The sequence below is a fragment of the Lentzea sp. genome (assembly GCF_035525475.1).
In the GTDB taxonomy this organism is placed as follows: Bacteria; Actinomycetota; Actinomycetes; order Mycobacteriales; family Pseudonocardiaceae; genus Lentzea.
Window position 1 is genome coordinate 1 of sequence record NZ_DATLEC010000138.1, and the last position, 20,961, is coordinate 20,961.

The 20,961-nt window shown below is 71.9% G+C and carries 22 protein-coding genes; 7 read left to right on the forward strand and 15 right to left on the reverse strand.

Going from position 1 to position 20,961, the window contains the following annotated elements; genetic code table 11:
• The 8 genes from VM306_RS23050 to VM306_RS23085 form a co-directional block, all read right to left on the reverse strand.
• Positions 1-358, reverse strand: a 358-nt coding sequence (locus VM306_RS23050) for an AMP-binding protein (protein WP_325518458.1), incomplete at its 3' end; no start/stop codon positions are given.
• Positions 359-386: 28 nt separating this feature from the next.
• Positions 387-596, reverse strand: a complete 210-nt coding sequence (locus VM306_RS23055) for an MbtH family protein (protein WP_325518460.1) — start codon at positions 594-596, stop codon at positions 387-389.
• Between the two features lie 14 nt (positions 597-610).
• Complete coding sequence (locus VM306_RS23060) at positions 611-1,819, reverse strand: methylaspartate mutase (protein WP_325518462.1); 1,209 nt, start codon at positions 1,817-1,819, stop codon at positions 611-613.
• Positions 1,816-2,244, reverse strand: a complete 429-nt coding sequence (locus VM306_RS23065; RefSeq protein WP_325518464.1) for a cobalamin B12-binding domain-containing protein — start codon at positions 2,242-2,244, stop codon at positions 1,816-1,818. Before VM306_RS23065 ends, VM306_RS23060 begins: the two co-directional genes overlap by 4 nt.
• A gap of 1 nt (position 2,245) precedes the next feature.
• Positions 2,246-3,517 carry a glutamate synthase-related protein gene (locus VM306_RS23070; protein WP_325518466.1) on the reverse strand — a complete coding sequence of 424 codons (1,272 nt, stop codon included), beginning with the start codon at positions 3,515-3,517 and terminating at the stop codon, positions 2,246-2,248.
• Entirely contained in the window at positions 3,514-4,530 is a 1,017-nt protein-coding gene (locus tag VM306_RS23075) for an asparagine synthetase A (protein ID WP_325518469.1), read from the reverse strand. The genes VM306_RS23070 and VM306_RS23075 overlap by 4 nt, the downstream gene beginning before the upstream one ends.
• 39 nt (positions 4,531-4,569) lie before the next feature.
• Positions 4,570-5,643 (reverse strand): branched-chain amino acid aminotransferase, encoded by a 1,074-nt coding sequence (locus VM306_RS23080; protein WP_325518471.1) that lies wholly within the window; start codon positions 5,641-5,643, stop codon positions 4,570-4,572.
• Positions 5,643-6,890 carry an MFS transporter gene (locus VM306_RS23085; RefSeq protein ID WP_325518473.1) on the reverse strand — a complete coding sequence of 416 codons (1,248 nt, stop codon included), beginning with the start codon at positions 6,888-6,890 and terminating at the stop codon, positions 5,643-5,645. The genes VM306_RS23080 and VM306_RS23085 overlap by 1 nt, the downstream gene beginning before the upstream one ends.
• 366 nt (positions 6,891-7,256) lie before the next feature.
• On the opposite strand from VM306_RS23085, the gene VM306_RS23090 reads away from it, so the two are divergent.
• Positions 7,257-7,478, forward strand: a complete 222-nt coding sequence (locus VM306_RS23090) for a hypothetical protein (protein WP_325518476.1) — start codon at positions 7,257-7,259, stop codon at positions 7,476-7,478.
• Between the two features lie 28 nt (positions 7,479-7,506).
• Here VM306_RS23090 and VM306_RS23095 read toward each other — a convergent pair whose 3' ends face one another.
• On the reverse strand, positions 7,507-10,467 hold the full coding sequence (locus VM306_RS23095; RefSeq protein WP_325518478.1) for an AfsR/SARP family transcriptional regulator: 2,961 nt from the start codon (positions 10,465-10,467) through the stop codon (positions 7,507-7,509).
• 210 nt (positions 10,468-10,677) lie between these two features.
• Here VM306_RS23095 and VM306_RS23100 point away from each other — a divergent pair, with 210 nt between their 5' ends.
• Entirely contained in the window at positions 10,678-11,067 is a 390-nt protein-coding gene (locus VM306_RS23100; RefSeq protein ID WP_325518480.1) for a nuclear transport factor 2 family protein, read from the forward strand.
• Positions 11,068-11,076: 9 nt separating this feature from the next.
• Here the strand turns inward: VM306_RS23100 and VM306_RS23105 are convergent, their stop codons facing one another.
• Entirely contained in the window at positions 11,077-11,547 is a 471-nt protein-coding gene (locus tag VM306_RS23105) for a MarR family winged helix-turn-helix transcriptional regulator (protein ID WP_325518482.1), read from the reverse strand.
• A gap of 56 nt (positions 11,548-11,603) precedes the next feature.
• On the opposite strand from VM306_RS23105, the gene VM306_RS23110 reads away from it, so the two are divergent.
• Entirely contained in the window at positions 11,604-11,975 is a 372-nt protein-coding gene (locus tag VM306_RS23110) for a VOC family protein (protein WP_325518484.1), read from the forward strand.
• 13 nt (positions 11,976-11,988) lie between these two features.
• On the opposite strand, the gene VM306_RS23115 is transcribed toward VM306_RS23110, so the two are convergent.
• On the reverse strand, positions 11,989-12,711 hold the full coding sequence (locus tag VM306_RS23115) for a DUF2306 domain-containing protein (protein ID WP_325518486.1): 723 nt from the start codon (positions 12,709-12,711) through the stop codon (positions 11,989-11,991).
• 96 nt (positions 12,712-12,807) lie between these two features.
• Between VM306_RS23115 and VM306_RS23120 the strand changes: the two genes are divergently transcribed.
• Entirely contained in the window at positions 12,808-13,560 is a 753-nt protein-coding gene (locus tag VM306_RS23120; protein ID WP_325518488.1) for a TetR/AcrR family transcriptional regulator, read from the forward strand.
• A gap of 138 nt (positions 13,561-13,698) precedes the next feature.
• Here VM306_RS23120 and VM306_RS23125 read toward each other — a convergent pair whose 3' ends face one another.
• The 4 genes from VM306_RS23125 to VM306_RS23140 form a co-directional block, all read right to left on the reverse strand.
• Positions 13,699-14,430, reverse strand: a complete 732-nt coding sequence (locus tag VM306_RS23125) for a response regulator transcription factor (protein ID WP_325518490.1) — start codon at positions 14,428-14,430, stop codon at positions 13,699-13,701.
• 93 nt (positions 14,431-14,523) lie between these two features.
• On the reverse strand, positions 14,524-15,432 hold the full coding sequence (locus tag VM306_RS23130; RefSeq protein ID WP_325518492.1) for a LysR family transcriptional regulator: 909 nt from the start codon (positions 15,430-15,432) through the stop codon (positions 14,524-14,526).
• The gene (locus VM306_RS23135; protein WP_325518494.1) at positions 15,423-16,913 is read right to left on the reverse strand and encodes an MFS transporter; all 1,491 of its coding nucleotides are present in this window, start codon (positions 16,911-16,913) and stop codon (positions 15,423-15,425) included. The genes VM306_RS23130 and VM306_RS23135 overlap by 10 nt, the downstream gene beginning before the upstream one ends.
• Positions 16,910-17,503 carry a flavodoxin family protein gene (locus tag VM306_RS23140; RefSeq protein WP_325518496.1) on the reverse strand — a complete coding sequence of 198 codons (594 nt, stop codon included), beginning with the start codon at positions 17,501-17,503 and terminating at the stop codon, positions 16,910-16,912. The genes VM306_RS23135 and VM306_RS23140 overlap by 4 nt, the downstream gene beginning before the upstream one ends.
• Before the next feature lie 210 nt (positions 17,504-17,713).
• On the opposite strand from VM306_RS23140, the gene VM306_RS23145 reads away from it, so the two are divergent.
• From VM306_RS23145 to VM306_RS23155, 3 genes are read left to right on the forward strand one after another with little or no spacing between them, the layout of a single operon-like run.
• Complete coding sequence (locus VM306_RS23145) at positions 17,714-18,517, forward strand: 2-amino-3,7-dideoxy-D-threo-hept-6-ulosonate synthase (protein ID WP_325518498.1); 804 nt, start codon at positions 17,714-17,716, stop codon at positions 18,515-18,517.
• Positions 18,514-19,584, forward strand: a complete 1,071-nt coding sequence (locus tag VM306_RS23150; protein WP_325518500.1) for a 3-dehydroquinate synthase II — start codon at positions 18,514-18,516, stop codon at positions 19,582-19,584. Before VM306_RS23145 ends, VM306_RS23150 begins: the two co-directional genes overlap by 4 nt.
• The gene (locus VM306_RS23155) at positions 19,584-20,948 is read left to right on the forward strand and encodes a fatty acid--CoA ligase family protein (RefSeq protein ID WP_325518502.1); all 1,365 of its coding nucleotides are present in this window, start codon (positions 19,584-19,586) and stop codon (positions 20,946-20,948) included. Before VM306_RS23150 ends, VM306_RS23155 begins: the two co-directional genes overlap by 1 nt.
• Positions 20,949-20,961 lie beyond the last annotated feature (13 nt).

Genomic DNA, 20,961 nt, shown 5'->3' on the forward strand with positions numbered 1-20,961 from the left:
CCCCCCCCCACCACTCGGCCACCTCGGCCGGTCCGAGGGTCAGCACCGGCCGCGCCACCTCGACCATGTGGGCGGTCCGCTCGGCCGGGTAGTCGGGGTCGAGCGGCAGGTACGCCGCTCCGGCACGGACGATCGCCAGCAACGCGACGACCAGCTCGATCGACCGCGGCACCGCGACGGCGACCACGTCCTCCGGCCCGACGCCCCTGCTCGCGAGAGCACGGGCCAGGCGGTCGGCGTGAGCGTCGAGCTCGGCGTAGGTCAGCACCACGCCGTCGCACTCGACGGCGGGCACGTCCGGCGCCGAGCGCACAGCTCGGCCGACCGCGGACGACAGGTTCTGGAGATCGTCGAGCACGATGGCACCCCCTTGGCGTGTCGGGAAATCAGGACATCGAGGCGATGAGGCTGGCGGGCCGCAGGTCCGTCCAGTGCTCCTCCACGTACGCCAGGCAGGCCTCGCGGCCGTCCGGGCCGAACGTCGTGCTCCAGCCCTCGGGCACGGGGATGCGCTGCGGCCAGAGCGAGTGCTGGTTCTCCTCGTTGACCAGCACCAGGTACACGCCGTCGACGTCCTCGAACGGGTTGGTGGCCATGACTTGTCTCCTCTTCACCAGGGTCGGGTGTCGTGCAGGTGGGCGATGCGGTGCAGCGCGGCGAGCAGGCTCGCCGAGTCCGGCGCCGGGCCGGAGCGGTGCACGGCGGACCGTGCGATCGGCATGGCGCCGACGGACGACCACCGCAGCCGGCCGGTGTCGTCGATGTGGCTGCGGGCGTGGCCCGCGTTGTCGGGGTGCAGGCAGTACGGCACGTCGAGCAGGCCGCGCCGGAACGCGGCGAGCAGGGCCGTGCCGGGATCGGCTGACAGCTCGAGAACGGCCTCGACCAGCGCCGTCGCCTCGGCCAGCACACCGTTGTCCTCAGTGGACTCCTCGAACGCGACCTGTCCCGCCGCGGAGGCGGCGTGTTCCAGCGCGTCGACGTTCTCGGCGACGGTGGGGATGCGGTGCGCCTCGGCGACGGTCTTGACGATCAGCCGCCGGGCACCCGCACGGACGGCCAGCCTGGCCGCGTTGGCGAGCAGCAGCCGCGCACCGGTCGTCGTGCGGGGGAACACGCCCATGTAGGCGTAGACCACGACGTGCCAGTCCACATCGGACAGGAACCGGGCGGCGAGGGCGCGCAGGGCGTGGATCGCCTCGGCGTCCTGGTCGGCGTTGGTCTGCTGGGCGTAGCTCAGCGAGACGCTGCGCACGCCGTGGAAGCGGAAGAAGACCGCCTCCAGGACGCTGATCGCGACCAGCAGGCTCGGCGGGCACAGCTGGCCCATCATGCAGCCGCCGAAGGTCTCCAGGTGCCCGGAGAAGTTCCCGCACGCCTCGGACCAGTGCGCGACCGAGTCGCGCAACGGCCTGCGGCTGTAGGGAAGGCAGTAGGACACCGGCCCGCCCTCGGTGGCGTCCAGTCCAGCGGCGGCCAGTGCGCCGAAGATGGCGCGCGGGTCGGCGGACCCGTGCCGCACCTGCACGGGGAACCCCGGAACTCCGTCCAGCACGGCACGCGTCGTGGCCGGGTCGTGCGAGACGATCGGGTAGCCGTTGAGCCGGTCGCCGTCACGCAGTGCCGCCAACGCCGCCCGGTGGTCGCCGACCCTCGTGTAGCTGTCGACGGTGAGGGTGCCGACCGTGGTGGCGTCGGCGTTCCTGACCGCGAGCAGACCAGCCCGCATCTCCACCGGGGACGCCATGCCCATGCGGGGCTGCACGACCAGTCTGCCTTCGGCAGCGGCACGCGCCACCGCGTCCGCGAACCCGGTCATGACACCGTGCCCGCCGTGCGGCACAACACGTGCGTGGCGATGAAGTCCTGGAACCGGGTGATGGCCGTGTCGTCGTCGAAGACGTCGGCGAACCCCGCGGCCCGCAGTGCGTCGGCCTGAGCGGGTTCCGGGCCGCCGGTGCCGAGCTTGCCGCCGATCACCACGGGGATCGCGGCGAGCCGGGGCCGGCTGTGCAGCTCGGCGAGCGCTCGTGCCCCGTCCCGGTAGCCGTGGCCGTTGACGCTGCTGAGCACGACGAGATCGGGCTGCTCGGCCTCGCACTCGTCGGCGAGCAGCACCGGGGGCACGCACGCGCCGAGGTTGAGCACCCGGTACCCCGACTCCTCCAGCAGCAGCTGCAGGTAGACGAGGTTCCACGTGTGCGAGTCGGACGCGGTTCCGGACAGCAGGACCAGGTTGTTCATGTCACGTCAGGCTTTCTCTGTGGCGGTGGGCCGAGCCGGCGACACCGGTCGAGCCGGGGAACCAGACGTCCTCGGTGTCCAGCGCGGCGGGCGCGTACTTGCCCAGTGCGCTGGTCAGCAGCCGGACCTCGTAGGCGAGGCACTCGACGAGCCGGCGCAGACCGTGCTCGGCGTCGGTGTCCACCGCGGTCAGCGCGGCGCGGCCGAGTCCGACGGCGGTGGCGCCGAGTGCGAGCGCCTTGACCGCGCGCCCGCCCTCCCACATGCGGCCGGTGGCCAGCAGGCAGCCGGACGGCGTGCCGATCCGCCGCAGGCACTCGGCCAGCGGAAGGCCGACGTGGTCGAGGAACGCGTGCGGCGCCCACCCGGTGCCGCCCTCGGCGCCGTCCACGGTCACCGCGTCCGCGCCGGCCTCCCACGCGCACGCCGCCGCCCGCGCCACGTCACGGCCGGGGTGCAGCTTCACCCAGACCCGTGCCCGCGGGAAGTTGTTGCGCATGAACCGGATCTGCTGGCGCAGGATCTCGTCGGTGAACGTGCCGGGGCTGCCCGACCGCAGCACGCCGGGCCCGGACCACAGGTCGTCGAGGGCGAACTGCTCGGACACCCGCGCGGCCGTGGCGCGGTCGAGGACCGTCAGGCCGCCGAGCCCCGGCTTCGCGCCCTGGCCCACCTTGAGCTCGAACCCGAGCCGGCCGCTGGCGAGCAGCGGTTCGGCGGAGGGATCGCTGTAGACGAGGTTCCACACCTCGGCGTCCGCGTCCTCGGTGCTCTGCTGCACCACGACGCCACCGAGCTCCGGCCCGGCCTCGTCGAGGTAGGCGCGGACGCGGGCCAGCATCCCGGTGGTGGCGTCGGGCTCACGCCGGTAGCCGGTGACGGGGACGACGTTCTCGCCGATCACCATCGGGATGCCGAGGGCGCCCGCCTGCCTGCTGGCCGCGACCGAGACCTCGGAGCTGCCGATCCGCGTGGAACCGAAGGCGGACAGGAACACCGGCAGCGCCGAGGTGAAGCCGCCGACCCTCGTCGTCAGGTCCACATCGGACTGCAGCGGCTCGCGGCCGAGGTCGATCAGCTTCTCCAGCCGCAGCGGCATGAACACCGGCGGCACCAGCCTGGCCGTGTCGAGCTCGTCGGCAGAGGAGCCGGAACCGGACGGCGTTGCGCCGAACACCTCGTGGCCGTAGGACTCCACGGGCGGGAACGCTTCCGCCGCACCGCCCCTGGCTCGTGCCCGCACCTGCTCCTCGGGGAATCCTCCCGCCCTCACGGCGACACCTCGCCGGGCACCTTCGGGTAGGCGTTGACCTGCCACACCGCGTCCAGCCCGGTGAGGAAGCGGACGAGGCGCTCCAGGCCCATGCCGAACCCGGCGCTGTTCGGGATGCCCTCGCGCATGACGTCGAGGTACCAGCGGTACTTGGCCGGGTTCTCGCCCGTCTCGCGCATCCGCGTGACGATCGTGGCGTAGTCCGACTCGCGCTCGCTGCCGCTGACCAGCTCGCCGTAGCCCTCCGGCGCGAGCAGGTCGAAGTTGCGCAGCCGGCCCGGTTCGGTGGTGCTCTCCCGGTCGTAGAACCCGCGTGAGCCCTTCGGGTAGTCGGTGACGAAGAACGGGCGCTCCGCCTTCGAGGACAGCAGTTCCTCGCCGGTCCACTCGATCTCGGCGTCCGGGCTCTGCGGGTAGTCGAGCCGGTGCAGCGCCTCGACCGCCTGGCGGTGGCCGATCACGTCGAAGGGACCGGCCAGCAGCTCGGCGAACGCCAGCGGGTCGCGGCCGAGGAGCTCGAACTGGTCGGGCACCGTGGCCAGGGCGTGCTTCACGACGTGGGTCAGCAGCCGTTCGGCCACGCCCATCGCGTCGGCGCGGGTGCCGTGGGCGATCTCGACGTCGATCTGGTGGAACTCGGCGAGGTGGCGGCGGGTGTTGCACGTCTCGACCGGCTCGGCGCGGACGTTCGGAGCGATGTAGAAGATCTTGTCGAACGCCAGCAGCGACGCCTGCTTGTAGAGGATGCCGCTGGTCATGACCTTGTACTTGTGGCCGTAGTAGTCGACGTCGAGCTGCTTGGACCCCCGCGCTCCCGGATCGGTCACCGGACCGATCACCGGTGGGAGCAGCTCGACGAAACCCTCACCACGCAGGAAGGCCCGCGCGGCGCCGAGCACCTCCTGCTGGATGCGCATCGCGGCCCTGGTGGTGTCCGAGGCCAGGTGCCGTGCCAGTGGTGGCGGCAGCCGATCGGCGGCGGGCGCGATCGCGACACTCGTTGCGTGCTCCATGTTTTCTTTCCCCACCCTTGTCTTCAGTGATCGGAGATGTCAGAACCCGGACGGCGGAACGATCACGCGCCGCCAGCCGCCGGGGTCGGGCAGGACGCCGCGCTGCGTGTCGACCAGTGCCTGCCGCAGCTCGCGGGTCACCGGTCCCGCGGTGCCGTCGCCGATCACCCAGTCGCCGTCGCGGTCGCGGACGGTGCCGACCGGGGTCACCACGGCCGCCGTGCCGCAGGCGAAGACCTCCGTGATGAGGCCCGCCGCGCACTCCTCGCGCCACTGGTCCACCGAGATCCGCTCCTCGCGGGCCGTGTAGCCGAGCCGGTCCGCCAGCACGAGCAACGACTCGCGGGTGACGCCGGGCAGCAGCGTGCCGGTCAGTCCTGGCGTGACGACCTCGGTGCCGGAAGCGGTGCGGCGGACGAAGAACAGGTTCATCCCGCCCATCTCCTCGACCCACCGGCGCTCGGCGGCGTCGAGCCACACGACCTGCTGGCACCCCGCCTGGCGGGCGAGGTTCTGCGCGACGAACGACGGGCCGTAGTTCGCGGCGCACTTGACGTCGCCGGTGCCGCCCTCGACCGCGCGGCTGTGCTCGCGGCTGACCAGCACCGACACCGGCTCCAGGGCCTTGTCGCCGAAGAAGCCGCCCGCGACGAACGCCATGAGCAGGAACCGGTACTCGTCGGACGGGCGCAGCATCAGGTTCGGGTCCGTGGCGAACATCAGCGGCCGCAGGTAGAGGCTGATCGACTCCTCGTCGGGCAGTCCGGCGCCGTCGAGCAGCACGAGGTCGTCGAGGGCGGACAGGAAGTCCTCCACCGGCAGCTCCGGCATCGCGAGCCGGCGGGCGGAGCTCTGGAACCGCAGGGCGTTGCGGTCCGGGCGGAACACCGACACCGAGCCGTCGGGTCCCCGGTGGGCCTTGAGCCCCTCGAAGATCACCTGGGCGTAGTGCAGGCCGATCGTCGCCGGGTGCATCGGCAGCGCCTCCAGCGGGCCGACGCGGCGGTCGTGCCAGCCGTCGACGGCGTTCCAGCTCATGCTCACCATGTGGTCGGTGAACGCGTCGCCGTGACCGGGGCTGGTGGTGGAGGGCGAGGTCAGCTGCGTGGTCATCAGGAGTTCCTTTCGTCCGGGATCCGCAGGTCCCGCACGTGGGGGCGGGAGTAGGCGTAGAGGAGCAGCGCGAGGAAGCCGCCGGCGAACAGCAGTGCGGCGGCGCCGAGTCCGAGGACTTGGGCGAGGAGGCCGAAACCGACCATCGTGAGCGGCGTCAGCGCGTCGTCGGTGAGGGTGAGCACGGAGCCGACGCGGCCGATGTACTCCTCGTCGACGGAGGCCTGGAAGGCGCCGGACAGCATGGGTGAGGCGAGTCCCGCCACGACGCCGACCACGGTCATCCCGGCGAGCGTCGCGGCGTAGCCGGCGTTGCCGACGAGACCGAGTGACGCGGCCTGGAGGAACAGCAGGAGCACGGCGGCGCGCAGCGGTCGTTCCGGCCGCCACTTCAGGGCGATGAGCGTGCCGATCGCGGCGCCACCGCCCATCGCGGCGGTCAGCCACCCCAGGCCGACCCCGCCCCAGCCCCTGCCCACGGCGTGCAGCGCGAGGCCGACGGCGACCACCGGGCTGACGAAGACGTTGAGGCCGGACAACGTGATCACGAGGTCGCGGACCCTCGGCGTGTGCCGCAGGTAGGACAGCCCGTCGCGGATGTCGGCGCGGACCGTGCCGCCGGTGGAGCGGGCCAGCGGCCAGCGCGGCCGGACCGCGACGAGCACCGCGAGGACCACCGCGAACGACACGAGGTCGAGCAGCATCGCGCCGCCCAGTCCCCACGCCACCAGCACCAGGCCGCCCAGCGGCGCGCCGAGCACACCGGCCAGCCGGTCGAGCAGCTGCCGCAACGCCGACAGCCTGACCAGTTCCGTCCGGCGCACCAGCTGCCGGGGGAACGCGCCGGACGCGGGTCCGTAGAAGGCGTCGGCCACACCGAACAGCAGACCCACGACCATCAGCAGGCCGGCCGACACACCGGTCATGGCGAGCACGGTCAGCGCTCCCGCCAGCACGACGATCCGCGCCACGTCCGCGCCGATCATCATGCGGCGAGCGTCGAACCGGTCGGTCAGCGCTCCCCCGACGATCGTCAGCAGAGCACGCGGGATGGTCGCGCAGGCCAGGACCAGGCCGGCCAGCCCGGCGTTGCCGAGCTGCGCGGCGGTGAACGCGAGAGCGACGAACCAGATCTCGTCGCCGACCGCCGAGACGCCCGTGGCGAACGCCCAGCCCAGTGCGCGGCGGTCACGCCACAGGGTGCGCGGGGCCCCGGCCACGACACCGGGACCGTCCACCTGGGACACCCCGCTCACCGGAGCGCCCCGGAGGGGACGACCGGTCGATGACTTCTGGCGGACATCGTTCCTCCGAGACGTTTCTTCCGGACTTCCGGGAGCGGCACGGACACCAATCTCGGATATCGCGCTATCGCCGCGACATCACGGGGCAATCCACGTGGAGTCGACTACCGAAATCCCGCGACACCGGCCAGCACGGAAGCCTCTGAGCTGCACAGACGAGGCGGCTATCGCACACAGCACTGGAGCATCGCTGGAGATAGCGCGGGGATTGTCCGCGAGATAGGGAAGGGATTCCGGCGATGAATAGCGTTCTGGACGTCAGCAGGAAATAGCCGCGGAAATCCCCGCACAAACCGCAAGGAGAACGTCATGACGCACGCCGTCCTCACCCGGATCGCCACCACCGCCGCCGGTGCCGCGCTCGTGTTCGGTGTCGGCGCCGCGGTTCTCGACGCGGTCGTGCCGGCCGGGTCCGCGTCCATCGCGGCGGACAGCAACCCGTGGAACGCGGCGGACGACAGCAACCCGTGGAACGGGACTCAGGACAGCAACCCGTGGAACGGCGCGCAGGACAGCAACCCCTGGAACTGAAACAGCACCAGGGGCCGGAAGACGCGGACTAGCAGCCGGCGGTCAGCCCGGTGAGCGCCTGTTCGGCCGCCACCCTCTCCCGGTCCATCCCGCGGTCGCCGAAGATCTGCACCGCGTGCAGCACGAGCTCCGACGCCCGGCGCCCTTCCCCGAGACGGGCCAGCACCGGCGCCAGGTCCAGCCGGATCGCCGCCGCGCCGACGTGGTCCATGATCCGCTCCCGCGCCGCCAGGGCCTGCTCGAAGTGCGCCAGCGCCTCGCGGTCCCGACCGAGCGCCGCGTTGACCTCGCCGAGGTTGCGCAGCAGGTGCCCTTCCCCGATCACGTCACGGCTCTCGCGCACCATCTCCAGCACCCGTGCGAAGGTCCTGGCCGCCTCGTGGTGGTTCCCGGCCCGCACCTGGACCTGGCCGATGCGCCGCAGCGCGTGCGGAACGCCGCCGCGAAAGCCGGCGTCCTCGAAGATCCTGATCGCCTCGGACAGCTGCGCCGTGGCCTCGTCGGTCCGGCCCCGCCGGCACAGGACGTCCGTCTGGTGCGTCAGGACGATCCCCCTGCCGACCAGGTCGCCCGCGCGGTCGAGGTCGCGCATCGCGGCGGTGTAGAGGACGAGCGCCTGGTCGTCGTCACCCGCCCAGCGCGCGAGCAGCCCGAGGTCGCGGCGGCACAGCGCCAGGCCGCGCGGGTCGTCCAGGTCAAGGAACGTCGCCAGTGCCGCCGTCAACGCCTCGTGCGCGCGGGTCGTCTGGCCGCGGTTGATGTGCAACGTGCCCAACGAACTGAGCACCGCCGCCGTGCCGCGGACGTTCCCGGCCGCACGGGTGGCTTGCAGCGCCTTCTCGTGCGTCTTCTCCCAGTCGTCCAGGTAGCCGTGCGACTCGAACAGCGTCGCGGACGTGACGGCCAGGTCCCAGCACGCCTCGTCGAACCCGGCGTCGGCGGCCTGCGTGATCGCCGCGCACAGGTTCGCCTGCTCACCGTCGAGCCACTCCAGCGGGTCGGCGGTCACCTGCTGGACGTAGGTCGACGGCGGCGTCCAGCGCGGGGCGTCGCCGTGCAGCACGGCGTAGTCGCCGCCGTAGATGGCGCGGTGGGCCTGTTCCGCCAGGGCGAGCCAGCCGCCGAGGACGCGTTCCACCGCGTCCCGCCGCACGTCCGGCGGCACCTCCGCGTTCAGCTTCTCCAGCGCGAACAGCCGCACGATGTCCTGGTAGCGGTAGCGGAACTCACCGGTGCGCTCCACTGTGGACACGTCCAGCATCTGCACGTCCACCAACGGTTCCAACAGGTCTGACGGATACCGCGAGTCGTCGTCCAGCACGGCGCCCGCGACCCAGCCGGGCAGCTCCGGGCCCGTGGAGAGGCCGAGCAGGCCGAACAGGGTCCGCGACCGGCGGTCCATCCCGTTGTGCGTCAGCGAAAGGCTCGCGCGGATGGTCATCTCGCCGTGCGCCAGCTCGTCCAGCCGGTGCCGCTCGCTGGCCAGCCGGTGCACCATCGACGCGAGCGACCAGTGCGGCCGCGCCGCCAGCCGTGCCGCGATGATCCGCAACGCCAGCGGCAGCCCGCCGACGGTGCGCACGAGCGCCGCGGCGGCCTCGGGTTCCCGTCCGACGCGTTCGGCGCCGACGACCCGGCCCAGCAGCTCCAGCGACTGCGCCGGGGTGAACACCTCGACCTCGACCTGGCGCGCTCCCGGCACGCCGGTCAGCCGCGACCGGCTGGTCACCAGCACGGCGCACTGGTTGCTGCCCGGCAGCAGCGGGATCACCTGGCTCTCGGAGGACGCGTCGTCCAGCACCACGAGCGTCCTCCGCTCGGCCATCAGCGTCCGGTACATCTCCACGCGCTCGTCCACACCCATCGGGATCATCGAGCCCGGGATGCCCAGTGCCAGCAGGAACCTGCCGAGCACGTCGGCGGGGGCGGCCGGCTCCTCGCGCGTGCCGCGCAGGTCGCAGTAGAGCTGCCCGTCGGGGAACCGTTCGGCGATCCGGTGCCCGATGTGGGCGGCGACGGTCGTCTTGCCGCTGCCCGGTCTGCCGATGACCACCACCACGCCCACGGCTCTTCGGTCACCGCCGGAGAGCACGGCCTCGGCGGTGCGGATCAGGGCCTCGTTGCCGACGAAGTCGGCGGTGTCGGCGGGCAGCTGGCGCGGGCGTTCGAAGCTCGGCGCGGGCGCACCGGCGGGCGGGGCGGCCTCGGCCTGGCCACCGGCGACGTCCCCGGAGAGGATCGCCGACTCCAGCAACCGCAGCCGTTCCCCCGGTTCCAGGCCCAGTTCCTCGACGAGCAGGTGCCTGCCCGCCCGGTACACCTCCAGCGCCTCGGCCTGCCTGCCGCCGCGGTGCAGCGCGAGCATCAGCAGGGCCCGCGGCCGTTCGCGCATCGGGTGTTCGTGGACCAGGCGGGTGACCTCGCCGACGATCTGGTGGTGGCGGCCGAGCTCCAGCTCCAGCTCGAGGTAGTCCTCCGTGGCGGTCAGCAGGTCCTCGTCCAGCCGCAACGCGCGGCTGCGCAACGCGGGGTTGGACAGACCGCTCAGGCACGGCCCGCGCCACAGCGCCACGGCCGACCGCAGCAGGCCCGCGGCCTCGGCGGCGCGGCCTTCCTTCACCAGCACGCGGGCCTCGGCCAGCTTGCCGGCGAAGACGTGCATGTCGAGCGTGTTGCCGCCCAGCATGAGCTGGTAGCCGGGCATCCGCGTGATGATCGGCAGCGCGACGCCCGCGTCGCCCATCGTCTTGCGCAGGCGCGACACGCAGATCTGGACCTGGGTGCGCGCGGTGTCGGGCGGTCCCTGGTTCCACAGCGTGTCGACGATCTGATCTGTGCTGACGACCTGGTTGGCCTCCATCAACAACAGCGCGAGCACCACCTGCTGGCGGCCCGGCGTCACCGGCACCGGCCCTGACGGTCCCTCGACCTCGATCGGACCGAGGATCCGCAACACCGACCCACCCGTTTCGCGCAGCGCAGCGCCCACGTCCGCCGCCCCTCCCTGTACGTCCCCCCAGCGACCGACTGCGTCAATGTATGGAACGGAGAAGTTCTTGTATATCCGGCGAATGCTCGATCTCCCGCCATGCGGGACGGATTGCGCCGCGGAAGGCGCCGTGAAAGCGCCGTGATAGGCCTGGGTTATCGGCAGATGAAAGGGTGGGCATAGCATTCCGGACGCCCGAAGGAGTTCGCCATGACGTCAGACCGCCGGCGCGCGTCGCCCAGCGCGGCGACGCTGGCCGCGGGCGTGGACCACGTCCGGTTGTCCTACCTGTACCTGGACGCGGGCGACCTGGACGCGTACGCATCCCTGCTGCACGAGGACATGCAGGTGCGGCAGGCCGACGCGCCCACCGGCCGCGGCCGCGAGGCCGCGGTGCGCCTGGCGCGCACCAGGGGGAGGCACGAACTGTTCAAGGTGATCGCCGAAGGGCATTGCGTGGTGGCCGTCGGCCATTACCGCCCGCCCGGCCACGACACCCGCGAATTCGATTTCGCGGACTTCTTCACGCTCTCCGACGACTCCCTGCTGCTGAGCCGGCGGCGGTTCTACTACCTGCCGCCACCGGATTCGCAGTCCTGACAACGGGCGTCACGACTCGGTCTCCCGGCCGTCGTCGTGCACGGCGACCGCGTCGGTGCAGGCGATCAAGTCCTGCAACAACCGGTTCTGCCGCGTCTCGGAGAACGGCTCGAGCATCCGCTTCTCCACCGCGCGCACCGCGATGCTGGCGGCCCGCAGCTGCGTGCGCCCGGCACTCGTGAGCTCGCTGGGCAGCGCCCGCCCGTGCGAGGCGGTCGCGGGACGGGTGACCAGCCCGCGGTCCTGCAGCCCGCGCAGCACCAGGTTCATCGACTGGCGGGTGACGAAGACGGCTCTCGCGAGCTCCGCGTTGGACAACCCCGGCCGCTGCGAGAGCACTTCGAGGCACGAGTACTGCGGCACCGTCAGATCCAACGGACGCAGCGCGGCGTCCATCGCGACACGCAACGCCGTCGCCGCCCGTTTCAACGCGTAGCCCACCGCCCTGTCCAGCGGACCGACCATGTCGCCTTGACCCATGTCAGCATCATGACATAGCGTCTCCTATGTCAACACATTGACATAGGAGACACGACATGACCGTGACCGGACCCGACTTCCTCGCACTGCAGGTGCGCGACCTCACCAGCGCGGCCGAGTTCTACGAGACCCGCCTCGGACTGCGCAGGCTGCCCGCCTCCCCGCCCGGCGCGGTGGTGTTCGACACCGCGCCGATCTCGTTCGCAGTGCGGGAACCCCTGCCGGGAGTGGACCTCGACGCCGCCCACCCGCGCCCAGGCCTGGGAGTGGCGCTGTGGCTGCACGCCGACGACGCGCAGGCCGTGCACGACGAATTGGCGAGCGCGAACGTTCCGATCGTCACGGCGCCGTTCGACGGACCGTTCGGGCGCACGTTCGCCTTCGCCGACCCGGACGGCTACGTGGTCACCATCCACGACAAGGCCTGAGCGGTCGTCGTGCTCAGCGTGGCGAAGCCCGGCGGACACGAGGTTTCCGGCGCTCCAGGAGCCAGTCGGTGAGCAGCAGCAGGAGCAGCGGACTGAGCCAGACCCCGATGCTCGTCGCGGTGTTGCGCATCAGCTCCTCGTTGCCGCCGAAGGCGATGTCCACCTGAGGCGTCAGCACGATCACCGCCGGGATGGTGATGACGCGGCTCAGCGCGATCGACATGGCCAGCGCGAAACTGCGTGACATCCACCGGCGGTGCTCGTCGTAGCGGCGCAGGCGAGCCATCCGCAGCCCGGCGACCGTGATCACCACCCACAGCGCCGACCCGACGAGGTTGGCCACCAGCACCGACGGCCCCGCCGAGGTGTGCCAGCCGATGTAGAGCCCGAGCAGCCCCGCGGGCAACGCGCCGGCGTAGACGTAGATCCGGCCGGTGATCCGGTGCCCGGTCCGGTGACGCGCGCGGAACGCCGGCCACACCTGGAAGCAGGCGGTCGACATGGCGACCGTGCCGAACAGGACGTGCGCGACCAGCAGCGGGTAGTAGAGGTCGTTGCCCTCCGGCGGGGTCAGGCGCGAGTAGGCGGGGTCGAAGGTCAGGTAGGGCGGCACCGAGAACGCCAGGAACGCGGCGACCACCAGCATCAACGGCACGATCCACGGGCGGCGCCACCAGCGGGTCTCCTGCCGTGGCGAAGCCGTGAGCGGGACGTTCGTGTTCGTCGTCGCGGTCATGCCAGTCCGTTCGCCGAAGAAACTCTGTATGTCATACGTAAAACGTACGGCATACCGAGTTTTAGGATGGCACCGGACCGACGGGCGGGATGGTTGATGACGACGCGAGACAGCGATGAACCGGACCTGCAGCGCAGCCTCACGCTGCTGTGGGCGGGACGACGTCGGGGCCGGCGTGGCCCTCGGTCCCAGCTCAGCGTGGAGCGGATCGCACAGGCGGCGGTGAAGGTCGCCGACGCCGACGGGCTGGAAGCGCTGTCCATGCAGCGGGTCGCCGCCGAGCTCGGCTACTCGACGATGTCGCTCTACAACCACGTCCCGAGCAAGGACCTGTTGCTGGAGGTGGCCGCCGACATCGGCGCGGGCGCTCCCCCCGACCTCGGCGACACCGGCGACGTCCGGCAGGCGGTCCGGCTCTGGGTCGCCGCCCTGTGGGCCGGGTTCCAGAGCCGCCCCTGGATGCTGCGCGTCCCGCTCGACCACGCACCGGTGGGCCCCAACCAGCTCGCCTGGCTGGACCGCCTGCTGCGCCCGCTGATGGCGGCGGGCCTGGCCGGTCGCGAGGCGCGGGCTGCGGCCCTGCACCTCACCGCGGTCGTGCGCGGCACCGCGCAGATCAGCATGAGCGTCGCCCATGAGCACAAGCGCGACGACGGAATCCCTCACGCCAACGCCGGCATCACGCATCTGGTCGCCGAGTTCCTCGACCCGGAGGACTATCCGGCGCTCACGGCGGTGCACGCCACCGAGGGCGAGACCGAGCCTGTCGACAGTGGGGCGTTGCCGTTCGAGCTCAGCTTCGGCGTGGACCGGTTCCTGGACGGGATCGAGGGCTGGGCCAGCCGCTAGTCGGCGCGAAGGCCGTTCGGGCGCACGTTCGCCTTCGCCGGCCCGGACGGCTGCGTGGTCACCTCGCGCGGCAGCACGTCGTGCTCAGCGGGACGAGTCCGGTACGTGACCCAGGGGCCCACCAGGCACGGGCTGAGGTCAGGCTGAGGCTGGACCGGCCAGCCGCACGGGCACATGGCCCAGCCGGTACCCCACGCTGTGCACGGTCGTCACGACCTCACGCCCCAGCTTGCGCCGCAGGTGGTACACATATGTGTCCACAATGGACTTGGCGTGCCGATCGGGGAAGACCAGCGCCTGCAGCCGCGCCCGGGACACCACGCGGCCGGGTTCGGCGCCGAGCACCGCGATCACCGCGCACTCCTGCACCGTCAGGCTGGTGCGGGTGCCGTCCTCGTGGATCACCAGACGGCGGGTCACGTCCACGCGGGCGGCGCCCAGGTGCACGGTTCCGGTGCGGTACGGGCTCCTGCGGTACAGGGCGCGGAGACGGGCGAGGAGCTCCTCCGACTCGGTCAGGTTGTCCACGCAGTCGTCGGCTCCCGCCTGCAGGCAGGCCACGCGGTCGCGGACGTCGCCGTCGGCCAGCATGATCACCGGCGTGAGGACCTGGGCCCGGCGCAGCTTCCTCATCAGTTCCAGGCCCCGGCCCGCCCTCAAGCCGCGGTCGAGGATGATCACGTCGAACTCCCTCGACAGGGCGCGGTCGAGGCCGCCGCGGGCGTCGGGCACTCGTTCCACCGCGTGATCGGCGGCGAGGAGGGTGTTGTCGAGTCTGGTGGCCACGCCGGGGTCATCGGTGATCAGCAGCACCCGGATCACCGTGCGCGGCCGGTCGAGCACTGGTGCACGGCTCGCGGATCCGCGCATGGAGGCCCCCTCCGTGTCGTTCTAATTTCAACTAGTAGCACGGTTGCGGAGGCCGCCACACCCCCAGGAGGCCGAACCGATCCAGGAGCGGGCTCAACAGGCTTCTGCTTCGACTGCCTTCGCAGGTAGCAGCCTTGCCAATTGGGACGCGAGCGGTGCGATCGGCGAATCCGGCAGCCAAAGGAGACGGGTTCTGCGCCAGAGCCCGGGATCGGTGAGCCTGACCAGGACGACGCCGGCGCCGGGCCGGTCCGGCGGGAGGGAGGCGACCGCGCGGCCCAGGCGGATCACCGTCTCCGCGCTCGCCCGATCGAGACCGCGGTGGCGCAGCCTGGGACTGAAACCGGTGCGGGAGCAGGCCTCCTGGAGGCTGCGCCACTCCTCCGGCGACTGCTCGGACGTGCTCGCCCAGATCTCGTCCGCGAGGTCCGCGAGCATCAGTCCGGCACGGCCGGCGAAGCGGTGCTGCGCGGACAGCGCCACGTGAAGCGGTTCACGGCCCAGGTCGTGGTCCAGGAACCCGCCCAGCCGCGGCCGGGGGCGGTGGGCGTGTTCGGCCAGCACGACGACGTCGAGCCTGCCCTCCTCGGCGGCGGCGAGCACCTCGTCGGGTTCGCCGCCCACCGAGATCTCCTGCTCGCTGCCGGGGAGCAACTCGGCCAGCGCCAGGGTGATGCGCGGCAGGTCGCGGCTGTCCGTCGCGCCGATGCGCAACGTCGTGCCGGGGGCGACGCCGTGCCCCAGCGCGCGGGTGCCCGCCACGAGCTCGTCGAAGCGGGCCAGGAGATCGCGGGCCTCGGCGATGAACCGCATGCCCAACGGGGTCGGCACCACACCCTCGGCCCTGCGCTCGAACAGGTCGGCGCCCAGGTCGTGCTCGATGCGCTTGAGCTGCGCGGTGACACCGGGCTGGGCGACACCGATCGCCAGCGCCGCCCGGCGGATGCCGCCCGCGTCGGCGACCGCCACCACGAGCGCGAGGTGCCGCAGAGTCAGCTCCATCGCCGTCCGATCCGGCGCAGTCCCACGGCCACCACGACGCACCCGGCGAGCGACACCGCGGTCGCCCACGCAGCGGTCACGTGCATGGCGTGCAGGTAAGCGCTGTCCGCGGCGACGGTGAGATCGGGCAGCGCGCGGGCGCCCTCGGCCGAACCGCGTGCCTGGTCGGCGTCCGCGGCCGGAAGACCGGTCAACGACGGCTCGATCGCCGTGCGGTACGACAGCGTCAGCACCGCACCGAGCACCGCGACACCGATCGTGCTGCCCAGCGGCCGGGACACGGAGGCCAGCCCCGCACCGGCGCCCACGCGATCCGGCGGCAGGCCGGAGATCAGGCCCGACGTCAGCGGCGCGAACGCCAGGCCGGTGCCGAACCCCTGGACGAACAGCAGGACGACGACCACCGCGATCGGCGTGTGCGCGTCGAAGAACAGGTACGCGGCATAGGTCGACGAAGCCGCGACGAGTCCGGTGAGGACAGTCGGACGCAGGCCGAACCGCTGCACAGCGGCGGAACACACGCGGTTGCCCGTGACGATGCCGACCGCCGCCGCGAACATCACGAACCCGGCCTCCCCCGGTGACAACCGGAGCACGCCCTGCAGGAAGAACGCGCAGTAGAACAGCTGCCCGGCGAGCCCGGCGAAGCTCAGCAGCAGCCCGAGGACTCCGCCGCCGAAGCCGTGGTGGAGCAACAACCGCACGTCGAACGCCGGATGCCGGGCGCGCAACTGGTGAACCACGAACGCCACGAGCAGCCCGACGCCCAGAACCAGGAACAGCAGGGCGGCCGCGGTGACCTCGCGTCCACACTGGACGATCCCGCCGACCAGCGCCGCCAGCCCGAGAGCGGACAACGCGGCACCGGGCAGGTCGAGCGGACGCACGTTCCCGGGCACCGGCAGCGCGGGGAGGAAGGCCGCGCAGAGCAGCAGAACCAGCACGACCGGCACGTTCACCAGGAACACGGCCGGCCACGAGAACCACGCCAGCAGCACTCCGCCGAGCACCGGCCCGACCGCGACGGCGACACCGGCGGCGGAGGACCACAGCGCCACCGCACGGGTCCGCCGCTCCGCCGGCAACCCGGCCGCGACCAGCGTCAACGTCGCGGGAGCGATCAGCCCGCCACCCGCTCCCATCAGCGCCCGCGCGGCGATCAGCACCACACCGCCGGCGGCGAGAGCCGCGGCGACCGACGCGGCACCGAGCAGGAGGAGGCCCGGCACCAGGGTCCTGGACGCGCCGAACCGGTCCGCGAGCGCTCCCCCGGTCAGCGTGGAGGCGGCAAACACCAGCGGGTAGGCGCTGACCGCCCACGCCAGTTCACCGGTGCCCGCGCCTATCCCGCGCACCGGGTCGGCGAGCACGTCCACGGCGATGTTCATGATCGTGCTGTCGGCGAGCACCAGCGTGTGCGCGACGAGCGCCACGGCCAGCATCAGCCTGCGCCGGGCGACCTCTGCGGCGACCCCGGTCACGACATGCGCTCCCGGCCGAGCGCGAACTGCAGGGTGTACCGCGCGACCCGTCCGCCCAGGTGCTCGGCCGTCGCGAGGTCCGAGTCGCGCATCGCGGCGGGCTTCTCGTCGAGGTTCGACTGGGCGGCCGCACCCAGGTGGAAGCCCAGCCTGTTCAGGTCTTCCGGACCACCCCTGGTGGAGTTCCAGCCGGGTTGCAGGCCCAGGCCCACCCACAGCATGCCGTGTTGCGCCGCAAAAGTGGCGAAATAGGACAAGGTGCTCGACTTGTCGCCCGCCATGGAGCCGGAGTTCGTGAAGCCCGCCGAGATCTTCCCGGTCCAGCGACCGGTGAACCAGCGACGACTGCTGGCCTCGGCGAATGCGTGAAAGGCGGCGGAAGCGGTCCCCATGTAGGTCGGTGCGCCGAACACGATCGCATCGGAGTCGTCCAACCGGTACCAGTCCTCGGGGGCTATTCGGCTGACGTCGATCGGATCGCAGAATGCCCCTGTTACAGCCTTGACACCGGCTTCCACGGCCTCGGCCATCCGCGCGGTGTGCCCGCGCCCACCGTGGTAGGCGATCGCCACACGGACTTCGGAGGTCACCGTTGCTCCTCTCGTCGCCGACTGCGTCCCGAATATGGCACAGCCACCTGAGAATCCAATCAAATACCCAGCTCGGCCAACCTGGCGATGTTCTCAAAAACTGATAACTCCCGAGTTATCCCCTGTTCGGTATTTGATTTGCGAAGATCAGCCCGAGCAGACTCCGACCATGTTCGAGCACATCTCGCCCGTGACGTGGAAGGAGGCTCGATGACCACCGACGGCAAAGCTCTGCGAATGCGCAGGCTTTCGCGCACGGGGGACGGGAAACACCTGTTCGTCCCGCTCGACCACAGCGTCTCGGACGGCCCGGTGAGCGACCGGTCGCACTGGGACGACCTGGTCCGCGCGATCGCGGGTGGCGGCGCCGACGCGCTCGTCGTGCACAAGGGCAGGGCGCGCACGCTGGACCCGTCGGCGCTCGGCGAGTGCGGGCTGGTCGTGCACCTGTCCGCCAGCACGGCGCACGCGGCGGACACCGACGCGAAAGTGCTCGTCGGCGACGTCGACGACGCGCTGCGACTCGGCGCGGACGCGGTGAGCGTGCACGTCAACGTCGGCTCGGACACCGAGAGCCGCCAGCTCGCCGACCTCGGCCTGGTCGCGGGCGCCTGCCAGCGCTGGGGCATCCCGCTGCTGGCGATGATCTACCCGCGCGGTCCGCGCATCGCCGACCCCCGCGACGTCACCCTGCTGTCCCACGCCGTGAACATCGCCGCCGACCTCGGCGCCGACCTGGTGAAGACCGCGGTGCCGGCGGACCCGGCGCGGATGTCCGAGGTCGTCGAGAGCTGCCCGCTGCCGGTGCTGTGCGCCGGTGGAGCGCCTGACGCCCGCGACCTCGAGGTGGCCGCCGCCGAGCTGATGGACGCCGGGTGCGCCGGTCTCGCGATCGGCCGCCGGATCTTCACCTCCGAGAACCCCGCGGTCACCGTCGCCAGGCTGGCCGCCGTGGTGCACGCCCAGAACCCCGCAGCGCTGTCCGAACCCCTCCTCACGACAGGTGTCGCATGAAACACGCTTGGGTCGACGTCCGGGCCGTTCCCGCCGAGCAGCTCGAAGCGGTGGTCGACGCCGCCATCCACGCCAAGGCCGAGGCCGTCGTCGCCGACGACGCCGCACTCCTCGCCAAGCTGCCGCCGACGGTGCTCGGTGTGCTCGTCGGCGACGGTGACGCGCCGGTCCGCGCGACGCGGATCGACGACGAGAACGAGCTGCCCGGTCTCGTCCGCGCCGGGGGAGCTGCCTGGGTGCACGTCCGCGACGACCGCACGTTGCAGCTCGCCTGCGCCGCGGCGGTCGGGCTGCCGTACACGATCGTCGAGTTCGCCGACCCCACCAAGATCCCGCTGGAGATCGTGCTGGCGGCGGCGGACAAGGCGCCGGGCCAGCTGATCACCGTGTGCGCCGACCTCGAGGAGGCGTCGATCGTCGTCGACGTGCTGGAGCGCGGCTCGGAGGGCGTCCTGCTCGCCCCGCGCACCGCCGACGACGTGTTCGCGCTGACCCGGATGCTGTCCGGCACGACCCCGGACCTGGAGCTCTCCACGCTGACCGTCGACCGGATCGAGCACCACGGCCTGGGCGACCGCGTCTGCGTCGACACCTGCTCGCACTTCCGCGAGGACGAGGGAATCCTCGTCGGCTCGTACTCGACCGGGTTCATCCTGTGCTGCAGCGAGACGCACCCGTTGCCCTACATGCCGACCCGCCCGTTCCGGGTCAACGCGGGCGCGCTGCACTCCTACGTGCTCGGGCCGGACAACCGCACCAACTACCTGTCCGAGCTGAGGTCCGGCAGCACCGTGCTCGCCGTCGACTCCGACGGCCGCACCCGCCGGGTCGTCGTCGGCCGCGCGAAGCTGGAGTCCCGGCCGCTGCTCACGATCACCGCGCACTCGGCGGACGGCGTCGTCGTCAGCCTGACCGTGCAGGACGACTGGCACGTGCGCGTGCTCGGCCCCGGCGCGAAGGTCCGCAACGTCACCGAGCTGCAGAACGGCGACGAGCTGCTCGGCTACCTCGCGACCGACCAGCGGCACGTCGGCATCCCCATCGGCGAGTTCTGCCGGGAGTCGTGATGACGACCTCGATGGGAGAGCTCATCGCCCGGCTGTTCGACGGCCATTCCGGCACGCTCCCCTACCTCGCGCACGGCACCGATGTCCGCACCCGCGGCGAGGTCCGCGAGATGGTCCACCGCGAGGCGGCGTTGTTCGCCGGCGCGGGCATCACCGAGGGCAGCACCGTGCTGCTGCAGGTGCCGCCGAGCTACACGCAGGTGCAGGCGGCGCTGGCGCTGTGGTCGCTGGGCGCCCAGGTCATGCTGGTCGACCACCGGTTCAAGTCCGCCGAGGTCGAGGCGGTGCGCGAGGTCGGCAGGCCGCAGTTCACCGTCCGCGGCGGGGTCGCCGGCGCCACCCCCGCGTTCACCGCGGAGTACGAGCTGGTCACCAGCCGGATCCGCGACGGCCTCCCGGCCGCGACGGCCCACCGGCTGGTGCAGTTCAGCTCGGGCTCCACCGGCACGCCCAAGATGATCGGCCGCACCCCGCGGGAGATCGCCGGCGAGATCGACCGGTTCGCGCGGATCGAGGGCATGCCGGTCACCGGGGAACGGGTGCTGCTGCTCAGCTCCACCGCGCACAGCTTCGGCCTGATCGCCGGTCTGTTCCACAGCCTCGCGCAGGGCGTCACGGCGGTGTTCGCGAGCAAGCTCACGGCCGGCGACCTGCTCGCGACGGCGGCGCGCCACGACGTGCACGTGTTCTTCGGGACGCCGTTCCACTACGCGCTGCTGTCGACCGCGCGGGAAATCCCGGCCCTGCCGTCGTTGCGCGCGGCGGTGAGCGGCGGCGAGATCATGGAACCGTCGGTGGCGGAGATGTTCGCGTCCCGGTTCGGCATCGGGCTCGGTGAGTCCTACGGCACCACCGAGACCGGCGTGATCACGATGGACGTCAGCGGCTTGCTGCGGCCGTCCGTCGGGCGCGCGTGTCCGGGCGTGGAGATGCGGGTGCACCACGGCGAGGTCGAGGTGCGCCTGCCCGAGTCGCCCTATCTCAGCGGAGGCGGCGACCGGTTCGTCGACGGCTGGCTGCGCGTGCGCGACCGGGCAGAGCTCGACGTCGACGGCTGCCTGCACCTGCACGGCCGCGGCGACTCGCTGGTGGTGGTCGGCGGGCTGAAGGTCGACCTCGGCGAGGTCGAGGCCGCGCTGCGCACCCACCCCGCCGTCACCGAGGCCGTGGCTGTCCACAGTGGAGCGATCCAGGCCTACGTCGTCGGTGGCACCACGGCGAGCGACCTGCTGACGTGGTGCGGCGAACGGCTCGCCGACTACAAGATCCCGCGGGAGATCCACGTGCTCCCCCGGCTGCCCCGCACTCCCAACGGCAAGCTCGTCCGCCGGCACGACGTGCTGCGTGCGGCCGTGCCCGCCTGATCCAGGCGCGAAC